Origin of the sequence: Bradyrhizobium genosp. SA-3 (assembly GCF_004212635.1) — a bacterium.
Classification (GTDB): Bacteria; Pseudomonadota; Alphaproteobacteria; order Rhizobiales; family Xanthobacteraceae; genus Bradyrhizobium.
Map to the genome: position 1 here is coordinate 21,492 of NZ_PSRT01000107.1, position 8,493 is coordinate 29,984.

Sequence of the window (8,493 nt, forward strand, 5' to 3'; positions counted from 1 at the left end):
ATCGGCAAGGTCGGTGAATCCGTGACCCAGCACAACAACCAGCAAGCCCAGCGCAAGGCCGCGATGGCCGTGCTGGCGCACGCGGAGGCGGGCGAGATCGCCGCTCGCCTCCGCAACTTAGCCCTGCCGGCCCATCAGGATCTGCGCGAGGGCGAAAACGGTCTCGTCATGCTGCGCGGCCGGGTCGGCGGCGACGGTGCGCCGTTCAACCTCGGCGAAGCCACGGTGTCGCGTGCGGCGGTGCGGCTTGCCAGTGGCGAGGTCGGCTTCGGCTACACGCTCGGCCGCGACGGTGAAAAGGCGCGGCTGATCGCGCTGTGCGACGCGCTGGTGCAGTCCAGCGATTTCGGCGCAGCCGTCGAGCGCGACGTGATCGCGCCGTTGCGCAAGCAGCTTATGACGAGGCGCCAGCAGATGGCGGCGGAGACTGCGGCGACGAAGGTTGATTTCTACACCATGGTGCGCGGTGAGGGGTGAGATCATGACTACGATTGCGGAACTGCCGCCGGGCTTTGCCGACAAAGTGTTGTCGGCGCAATCGACCTTCCGCTCAGTGATGGACGCGATGGCGCGGCCAGGCTCGGTCCAGCGCATTGTCCCGACAGCCGGAGCGCCCGACACAATGATGCGCGGCACGGCCGCGATCGCGCTGACGCTGTTCGACCACGACACCCCGCTTTGGCTCGATGCGCGCATGGCGCAAAATTCCGACGTGGTGAAGTGGCTCAACTTCCACACCGGCGCGCCGGTGGTGCAGGACACGTCGATTGCGACCTTCGCGCTGATCAGCGACGGCGCCGCGCTTCCGCCGCTCGAGCGCTTCGCGCTCGGCACCAACGAATATCCGGATCGCTCGACCACATTGATCCTCCAGGTCGATAGCCTGGGCTCGGGACGCAGCTTCGAGCTGCGCGGACCCGGCATCGACGGCGTCGCCACGCTCCAGGCGTCGGTCAAGCCGTTCGACCTGTTCGACCGCCTGCGGTTCAACGAGCCGCTGTTTCCGCGCGGCCTCGATGTGGTGCTGGTCGCCGATGATGCCGTGGTCGCGATCCCCCGCACCACGCGCATCGTGAGTAAAGGAAGCTGAAGCATGTATGTCGCAGTCAAAGGCGGCGAACGCGCTATCGAGAACGCCCATCGCCTGCTCGCCAATGCGCGACGCGGCGACCAAAGCGTTCCGGAAGTCACGCTCGGCCAGATCTCGGAGCAGCTTGGCCTTGCCGTCGATCGCGTCATGAGCGAAGGCTCGCTCTATGACCGCGAGCTGGCGGCGCTCGCGATCAAGCAGGCGCGCGGCGATTTGATCGAGGCGATCTTCCTGGTCCGCGCCTTCCGTGCCACGCTGCCGCGCTTCGGCGCGAGCGAGCCGGTCGACACCGGCGCGATGCGGGTGCAGCGGCGGGTGTCCTCGACCTTCAAAGACATTCCGGGCGGCCAGATCCTCGGGCCGACCTTCGACTATACCCATCGTCTGCTCGATCCCTCGCTTGCCGAAGGTTTTGTGCCGGAAGCGCCGGTGACAGCCGAGGCCTCGACCGCGGCTACGCCGCGCGTGACGGACATTCTCGGCCGGGACGGACTGATCGAGTCCTCGCCGCAGGCCGAGGACGGCGCCGGCGTCGGCGATCTCACCCGCGAGCCGCTGAATTTTCCGGCGGATCGCGACCTGCGCCTGCAAAATCTGGCGCGTGGTGACGAGGGCTTTCTGCTGGCGATGGGCTATTCCACCCAGCGCGGCTATGGCCGCAACCATCCCTTCGCCGGCGAGATCCGCTTCGGCGAGGTCGAGGTCGAATTCCTTGCCGAGGACGTCGGCTTCGCCGTGCCGCTCGGCTCGATCGAGCTCACGGAGTGCCAGATGGTCAACCAGTTCAAGGGATCGGCGACGGAAGCGCCGTGCTTCACCCGCGGCTACGGCCTCGCCTTCGGCCAGAGCGAGCGCAAGACCATGTCGATGGCGCTGGTCGATCGTGCGCTGCGCGCTCGCGAGCTCGGCGAAGAGGCGCTCGCCCCGGCGCAAGATGAAGAATTCGTGCTGTCGCATTCGGACAACGTGCAGGCGACCGGCTTCGTCGAGCATCTCAAGCTGCCGCACTATGTCGACTTCCAGTCCGAGCTCGGCCTGCTCCGCAAGCTGCGCCAAGAATTCGCTGCAACGTTTGCCGAGGCCAAAGCGCCCGATGCCATGAAGGAGGCCGCGGAATGAACGCGCCCGCCTACAATTTCGCCTATCTCGACGAACAGACCAAGCGGATGATCCGCCGTGCGATCCTCAAGGCGATCGCGATCCCCGGCTATCAGGTGCCGTTCGCCAGCCGCGAGATGCCGATGCCCTATGGCTGGGGCACCGGCGGCGTGCAGGTGACGGCAGCGATCCTCGGACCTCAGGACGTGCTGAAGGTGATCGACCAGGGCTCAGACGATACCACCAACGCGATCTCGATCCGGAAGTTCTTTGCCAAGACCGCGGGCGTCGCCACGACCACGGCGACGATTGATGCGACCGTGATCCAGACCCGTCACCGCATCCCGGAGACGGCGCTGAATGAGAACCAGGTGCTGGTCTATCAGGTGCCGATCCCGGAGCCGCTGCGCTTCCTCGAGCCGCGCGAGACCGAGACGCGGCGCATGCATGCGCTCGCCGAGTACGGGCTGATGCATGTCAAGCTCTATGAGGACATCGCCCGCTTCGGCCACATCGCGACCGCCTATGCCTATCCGGTGAAGGTGAACGCGCGCTACGTGATGGATCCCTCGCCGACGCCGAAATTCGACAATCCCAAGATGGACAATTGTCCGGCGCTGCAATTGTTCGGCGCCGGCCGCGAGAAGCGCATCTATGCGATCCCGCCCTACACGCAGGTGGTGTCGCTCGATTTCGAGGACCATCCGTTCGAGCCCTACCGCTTCAACGCGCCTTGCGCGCTGTGCGGCGCGGAGAATTCCTATCTCGACGAGATCGTCACCGACGACAAGGGCGGACGCATGTTCGTCTGCTCGGATACCGATTATTGCGAGGGCCGGCAGGCCGCCGGCCATCACGGCAGCCTGAGCGCCGCGCCGTACAAGGAGAAGGCGGGCTCACATGGTTGATCAAGACTTGGCTGATCTCGATACGCTCGAAAACGACCAGCCGCTGCTGGTCGCGGAGTCGCTGAGCAAGTCCTTCGGCCGCATCGCCGCCTGCCGCGACGTCTCCTTCGCGCTCTATCCCGGCGAAGTGCTGGCGGTCGTCGGCGAGTCCGGGTCAGGCAAGTCGACGCTGCTGCAAATGCTGTCGGGCCAGCTCGCGCCGAGCGCCGGCCAGGTCTCCTACCGGATGCGCGACGGCGTCACCCGCGATCTCACGACGCTGGGCGAAGCCGAGCGGCGCTTCCTGTTCCGCACCGACTGGGGCTATGTGCACCAGGATCCCGCGCAGGGCCTGCGCATGGCAGTCTCCGCCGGCGCCAATGTCGGCGAGCGGCTGATGGCGGTCGGCTGGAATCACTATGGCCGCATCCGCGATACCGCGTCGGACTGGCTGACGCGGGTCGAGATCGACATCGCGCGCATCGACGATGCGCCGCGCACCTATTCCGGCGGCATGCGGCAGCGCCTCCAGATCGCCCGCAACCTCGTCACCGAGCCGCGGCTGGTGTTCATGGACGAGCCGACCGGCGGGCTCGACGTGTCCGTGCAGGCCCGCCTGCTCGACCTCCTGCGCAGCCTCGTCGCCGAGCTGCACCTCGCCGTCATCATCGTCACCCACGATCTTGCGGTGGCGCGGCTGTTGTCGCACCGCGTGATGGTGATGAAGGGCGGCCGCGTCATCGAGACCGGTCTCACCGACCAAGTGCTCGACGATCCCCGCGAGCCCTATACCCAACTCCTCGTGTCCTCGATTCTGCCGCCATGAGCGTCCCAACGTGAGCCTCCCAATGACTGCCATGATCGACATCGCTGACGCCCAGAAGACCTTTACGATGCACCTGCAAGGCGGCATCGAATTGCCTGTCGTGCGCGGTGTGACCTTCCACGTCGATCCCGGCGAGTGCGTCGTGCTGTCAGGGCCATCAGGCGCCGGCAAATCGTCGATCCTGAAGATGATCTTCGGCAATTACCGTTGCGACTCCGGCCGCATCGGCATCCGCCATCGCGGCGCGCTGATCAATCTCGCCAGTGCCGAGCCGCGACAGGTGCTCAACGTCCGCCGCTCCACCATCGGCTATGTCAGCCAGTTCCTGCGCGCAGTGCCGCGGGTTGCGACAATCGACGTGGTCGCAGAGCCGCTGATCGTCAACGGCCTGGCGCGCGCTGAAGCACAGCAGCGCGCAGGCAGCCTGCTGCACCGTCTCAACATCCCCGAGCGGCTCTGGCAGCTTCCGCCCGCGACCTTCTCCGGCGGCGAGCAGCAGCGCGTCAACATCGCGCGCGGCTTCATCTCGGATTTGCCGATCCTGCTGCTGGACGAGCCGACCGCCTCGCTCGATGCCGCCAACCGCGCCGTCGTGGTCGAGCTGGTCACTGAAAAGAAGCGCCAGGGCGTCGCCATGGTCGCCATTGTCCATGACGACGAAATACGTCATCTGATTGCCGACCGCATCGTCGATGTCACCAGCTTCGCCGCCGCGGCCTGAAGGGAATGGATATGAACGCCAAGGACACCGTCATCGCCAACGCCAGGATCGTGCTGGCCGACCGGGTGATCGAGCAGGGCTGGCTTGCGCTCGCGGGCGGACGCATCGCCGAGATCGGCGAGGGCAGGGCGCCCGCCGGCGCCGAGGATGCCGGCGGCGACCTCATCATGCCCGGCCTGATCGAGCTTCACACCGACCATCTCGAAGCGCATTACGTGCCGCGGCCAAAGGTGTTCTGGAATCCGGTCGCCGCCGTCATCTCCTATGACGGCCAGCTGGCGACCTCGGGCATCACCACCGTGTTCGATTCGCTCCGGGTCTGGCGCGAGGAGGGCGCCGAGGAAGTCGATGGCCGCGCCGGCGTGCTCGCCGCCGCAATCACGACCGCGCGCGATGCCAGCCTGTTGCGTGCCGATCATTTCCTGCATCTGCGCTGCGAAATCCCGATGCCGAGCGTCGTCGAGGAGGCCAAGGAGCTGATCGACCGTCCCGACGTCAAGCTGATGTCGCTGATGGACCACACCCCCGGCCAGCGCCAGTTCCGCGACGAAGTGAAGCTACGCGACTATTATCGCGGCAAGGGCGGCGGCAAGACCGATGCCGAGCTCGACGAGCTGTTCGCAAAGCGCTTCGAGTACCAGAAGCAATATGCCGCGACCAACATGCGCGAGATCGTTGCGCTGGCGCATCAGCACAAGATTCCGCTGGCGAGCCACGACGACACCACCGAGGAGAACGTCGCGGACGCCGTGCGCGACGGCGTCGCCGTGGCGGAGTTCCCCACCACGCTGGAGGCCGCGCGCGGTCTGCACCAGGCCGGCATCGACATCCTGATGGGCGCGCCCAACGTCGTGCGCGGCGGCTCCCACTCCGGCAACATCGCCGCGGTCGATCTCGCGCGTGAAGGCCTGCTCGATATCCTGTCATCGGATTACATCCCGTCGAGCCTGCTGATGGGTGCGCTGCAGCTGCCCGAGCATGTGCCCGCGATCAGCCTTCCGTCGGCGATCCGCACCGTGACCAAGGCGCCTGCCGATGCAGTCGGACTCACCGATCGCGGCGAGGTCGCGATCGGCAAGCGCGCCGACCTGATCCGCGTGCATGTGGCCGGCAGCGTTCCCGTCGTCCGCAGCGTCTGGCGCGAAGGGAGCCGGGTCGCATGAGCGAAACCGCGGCCATGGCGCAGGACGCGGCGGGCGCGATCGGACCCGGGCGGCTGGTGCTCGTGGTTGGTCCCAGCGGCGCCGGCAAGGATACGCTGCTGCGCCTGGCGCAGGCGGCGTGTAGTGAGGATCACGATATCGTCTTTCCACGCCGCCTCGTGACGCGGGAATCCTCCGGTCACGAAGACAATGTTGCGCTTGGTCCCGACGAATTCCGCCGCGCGCAGCAGCGTGGCGATTTCGCCGTGCACTGGGAGGCGCACGGACATTCCTACGCGCTGCCGCTTGAGATCAACGACGATATCCGTGCCGGACGCACGGTCGTCGTCAACGTGTCGCGCACGGTGATCGGCGCGTTGCGCCAAACCTATGCAAATGTCGTGGTGGTCGCGATCACCGCGCCGCCGGACGTGCTGGCGCAGCGGCTTGCCGCGCGGGCGCGACATAGCGACGGCAACATCACGGAACGGCTGTCGCGCAGCGTCGATCATGCGCAGGCGCAGGCCGATGTCACCATCCTCAACGCCGGCAGCGCGGACTATCATGGCCGTCAGCTCCTGCGCGTGATCAGGAACGAAGGCTGGCAGGAATAACCAGCCCAATCAGGAGAGCGGAATGTCGGTGATCGAAACGGTCGAACAGCTGGAGGCCATTTACGGCGTCACCAACGATGCCTCGACCGTGAAAGTCGCCGACCATGTCACGCCGCTCTATCGCATCTACATCGAAAAGGCGCCGTTCGCGGCGCTCGCGACCATCGGGCCGGAGGGGATCGACTGCTCACCGCGCGGCGATCTGCCCGGCTTCGTCCGCATCCATGACCCCAAGACGCTGATGCTGCCGGACCGCCGCGGCAACAACCGGGTCGATTCCTTACGCAACATCGTGCGCGATCCCAGGGTGTCGCTGATGTTCTTGATTCCCGGCTCCGGCAATGCGGTTCGGGCCAACGGCCGCGCCCATCTCTCGATTGATCCCGAACTGCTGGCCTCGTTCAAGGTTGAAGGCAAGGCGCCGCGCAGCGTCATGGTGATGAGTGTGGACGAGATCTATTTCCAGTGCGCCCGCGCCATCGTCCGCTCCGACCTCTGGAATCCCGACAAGCGCGTCGATCCCAAGACCCTGCCGACGCCCGGCCAGATCCTCGCCGAGATGAGCGAGAACAAAGTCGGCGGCGCGGAGTACGACCGCATCTGGCCAGAGCGCGCTGCGGCGACGATGTGGTGAGTGTTCTTTCCCCCTCCCCTTGCGGGAGAGAGGTACCTCTCCGCGGGTTCGGAATCGTAGGGTGGGCAAAGGCGCACTTGCGCCGTGCCCACCGCCTATCCAATACCGCGATAGAAATGGTGGGCACGCTCCGCTTTGCCCACCCTACGGCGTTCCCCAACTTGGAAGAGGGTGTGCGCCACAGGTGCCAGCCTCTCTAGTTAAACGCCATGCCGCCGCTCAGCGCGATGGTCTGCCCGGTCATGTAGGCGTTGTCGACCAGCAGCATCACCGCCTTCGCCACCTCCTCCGCCGTGCCGAAGCGGCCGAGCGGGATGCGGCTGACGAGTTGCGGCTGGCCGCTCATCATGTCGGTCTCGATCAATGACGGCGCCACCGCATTGACGGTGATGCCTTCCTTCACGAGGCGCGCCGCATAACCTCGCGTGAGGCCTTCCAGACCGGCCTTGGACGCATTGTAGTGCGGCCCGATCGAGCCGGCACCGCGCGCGGCGCCCGAGGAGATGTTGACGATGCGCCCCCCCTTCCTCGCGCGCATCGACGGCAGCACCGCCTGCGTGCACAGGAAGACGGATTTCAGGTTGACCAGGATAGTGCGGTCGAAATCGTCTTCGGTAAGATCATCGACGCCGCGCGTGATGGCGATGCCGGCATTGTTGACGAGGATGTCGATCGGTCCGAGCCCGGCCGTGACACGCTCGACCATTTCGGCCACGGCCTCTCGCTGCGATACGTCGGCGGCGACCACGATCGCGCGGCCACCCTGCTTGCTGATCTCTCCTGCCAGCTTTTCGGCCTGACCGATCTGCTCGCGGCAGTTGATCGCCACCGCGGCGCCTGCTTCAGCTAACGCGCGACAGACGGCCGCGCCAATTCCGCGCGAGCCGCCGGTGACGAGCGCCGTGCGCCCCTTCAGGTCTTCCGCCATCTCTGGACCTCCCAAATTCTGCTTCGTAGCGGCGAGAAGCCTATCATGCGGGGCCGGACGCATGTGTTGAACTCATCGCGAGATGAATCCGCCTGCCAGCGCTTCCTGCGGGAGAAGCGCCCCGGCGTGCCGCTACCAAATATGGATAGCCATTTCATTGACCAATCGCGCCAATCGCTCGATATTCGCAGCATCGAAATTGCTCCATGAGCTAAAGCCGCGATATGAGAACCGATCACCAGCGAAATCCAGGCGACATGCATGCGTGCATGACGCGTCGCTGTTTCTCGGCAGCCACCGGCGCCTGTTGTTGTTGCTGACCGCTTCCTAGCAGCATCCCGCAAATCTCAAGACAGGAACGCCGAAACCTCGGCGAACGAGCAGTCATGTCCCAAGCCCAATCGAACGCCTACATCATCGAGATCCAAGACCGCGCCGCCGGCATCATCACCAGAGACGCGCGCGGCTTCCGCTTCTTCTCCTCGGAGCGCCTGTTCGACAGTCTCGAAGGCCGCCAGTTCCGTTCGGCGCGCGAGGCCGAGCGCGCCGCCCG

Annotated in this window: 10 protein-coding genes; 9 read left to right on the forward strand and 1 reads right to left on the reverse strand. The window is 65.9% G+C overall.

What is annotated here, in order from left to right:
• Positions 1–63: 63 nt before the first annotated feature.
• From phnG to CWO91_RS30380, 9 genes are read left to right on the forward strand one after another with little or no spacing between them, the layout of a single operon-like run.
• Positions 64–477, forward strand: a complete 414-nt coding sequence (gene phnG / locus CWO91_RS30340; protein ID WP_165405829.1) for a phosphonate C-P lyase system protein PhnG — start codon at positions 64–66, stop codon at positions 475–477.
• Positions 478–481: 4 nt separating this feature from the next.
• Positions 482–1,090: a phosphonate C-P lyase system protein PhnH gene (phnH, locus tag CWO91_RS30345; protein ID WP_165405825.1), complete on the forward strand. Its 609-nt coding sequence runs from the start codon at positions 482–484 to the stop codon at positions 1,088–1,090.
• Between the two features lie 3 nt (positions 1,091–1,093).
• Entirely contained in the window at positions 1,094–2,209 is a 1,116-nt protein-coding gene (locus tag CWO91_RS30350) for a carbon-phosphorus lyase complex subunit PhnI (protein WP_130218878.1), read from the forward strand.
• On the forward strand, positions 2,206–3,096 hold the full coding sequence (locus CWO91_RS30355) for an alpha-D-ribose 1-methylphosphonate 5-phosphate C-P-lyase PhnJ (protein WP_130218880.1): 891 nt from the start codon (positions 2,206–2,208) through the stop codon (positions 3,094–3,096). Before CWO91_RS30350 ends, CWO91_RS30355 begins: the two co-directional genes overlap by 4 nt.
• Complete coding sequence (gene phnK, locus CWO91_RS30360) at positions 3,089–3,901, forward strand: phosphonate C-P lyase system protein PhnK (RefSeq protein WP_433995587.1); 813 nt, start codon at positions 3,089–3,091, stop codon at positions 3,899–3,901. The genes CWO91_RS30355 and phnK overlap by 8 nt, the downstream gene beginning before the upstream one ends.
• A 22-nt stretch (positions 3,902–3,923) precedes the next feature.
• Positions 3,924–4,622 carry a phosphonate C-P lyase system protein PhnL gene (phnL, locus tag CWO91_RS30365; RefSeq protein WP_165405826.1) on the forward strand — a complete coding sequence of 233 codons (699 nt, stop codon included), beginning with the start codon at positions 3,924–3,926 and terminating at the stop codon, positions 4,620–4,622.
• 5 nt (positions 4,623–4,627) lie between these two features.
• Positions 4,628–5,785 (forward strand): alpha-D-ribose 1-methylphosphonate 5-triphosphate diphosphatase, encoded by a 1,158-nt coding sequence (locus CWO91_RS30370; RefSeq protein WP_130218884.1) that lies wholly within the window; start codon positions 4,628–4,630, stop codon positions 5,783–5,785.
• On the forward strand, positions 5,782–6,378 hold the full coding sequence (gene phnN / locus CWO91_RS30375) for a phosphonate metabolism protein/1,5-bisphosphokinase (PRPP-forming) PhnN (RefSeq protein ID WP_130218886.1): 597 nt from the start codon (positions 5,782–5,784) through the stop codon (positions 6,376–6,378). Before CWO91_RS30370 ends, phnN begins: the two co-directional genes overlap by 4 nt.
• 22 nt (positions 6,379–6,400) lie before the next feature.
• Positions 6,401–7,012, forward strand: coding sequence for a pyridoxamine 5'-phosphate oxidase family protein (locus tag CWO91_RS30380; RefSeq protein WP_130218888.1), 612 nt, complete (start codon positions 6,401–6,403; stop codon positions 7,010–7,012).
• A 196-nt stretch (positions 7,013–7,208) separates the two neighbouring features.
• Here CWO91_RS30380 and CWO91_RS30385 read toward each other — a convergent pair whose 3' ends face one another.
• Entirely contained in the window at positions 7,209–7,940 is a 732-nt protein-coding gene (locus CWO91_RS30385) for an SDR family NAD(P)-dependent oxidoreductase (RefSeq protein WP_130218890.1), read from the reverse strand.
• Positions 7,941–8,493: the final 553 nt, after the last annotated feature.

Excerpts from the sequence above, each read along its gene's own strand:
- phnL (WP_165405826.1), top strand. The coding sequence starts at position 3,924 with ATGACTGCCATGATCGACATCGCTGACGCCCAGAAGACCTTTACGATG.
- CWO91_RS30350 (WP_130218878.1), top strand. The coding sequence starts at position 1,094 with ATGTATGTCGCAGTCAAAGGCGGCGAACGCGCTATCGAGAACGCCCAT.
- phnG (WP_165405829.1), top strand. The coding sequence starts at position 64 with ATGGCCGTGCTGGCGCACGCGGAGGCGGGCGAGATCGCCGCTCGCCTC.
- phnH (WP_165405825.1), top strand. The coding sequence starts at position 482 with ATGACTACGATTGCGGAACTGCCGCCGGGCTTTGCCGACAAAGTGTTG.
- phnN (WP_130218886.1), top strand. The coding sequence starts at position 5,782 with ATGAGCGAAACCGCGGCCATGGCGCAGGACGCGGCGGGCGCGATCGGA.
- phnK (WP_433995587.1), top strand. The coding sequence starts at position 3,089 with ATGGTTGATCAAGACTTGGCTGATCTCGATACGCTCGAAAACGACCAG.
- CWO91_RS30355 (WP_130218880.1), top strand. The coding sequence starts at position 2,206 with ATGAACGCGCCCGCCTACAATTTCGCCTATCTCGACGAACAGACCAAG.
- CWO91_RS30380 (WP_130218888.1), top strand. The coding sequence starts at position 6,401 with ATGTCGGTGATCGAAACGGTCGAACAGCTGGAGGCCATTTACGGCGTC.
- CWO91_RS30385 (WP_130218890.1), bottom strand. The coding sequence starts at position 7,940 with ATGGCGGAAGACCTGAAGGGGCGCACGGCGCTCGTCACCGGCGGCTCG.
- CWO91_RS30370 (WP_130218884.1), top strand. The coding sequence starts at position 4,628 with ATGGATATGAACGCCAAGGACACCGTCATCGCCAACGCCAGGATCGTG.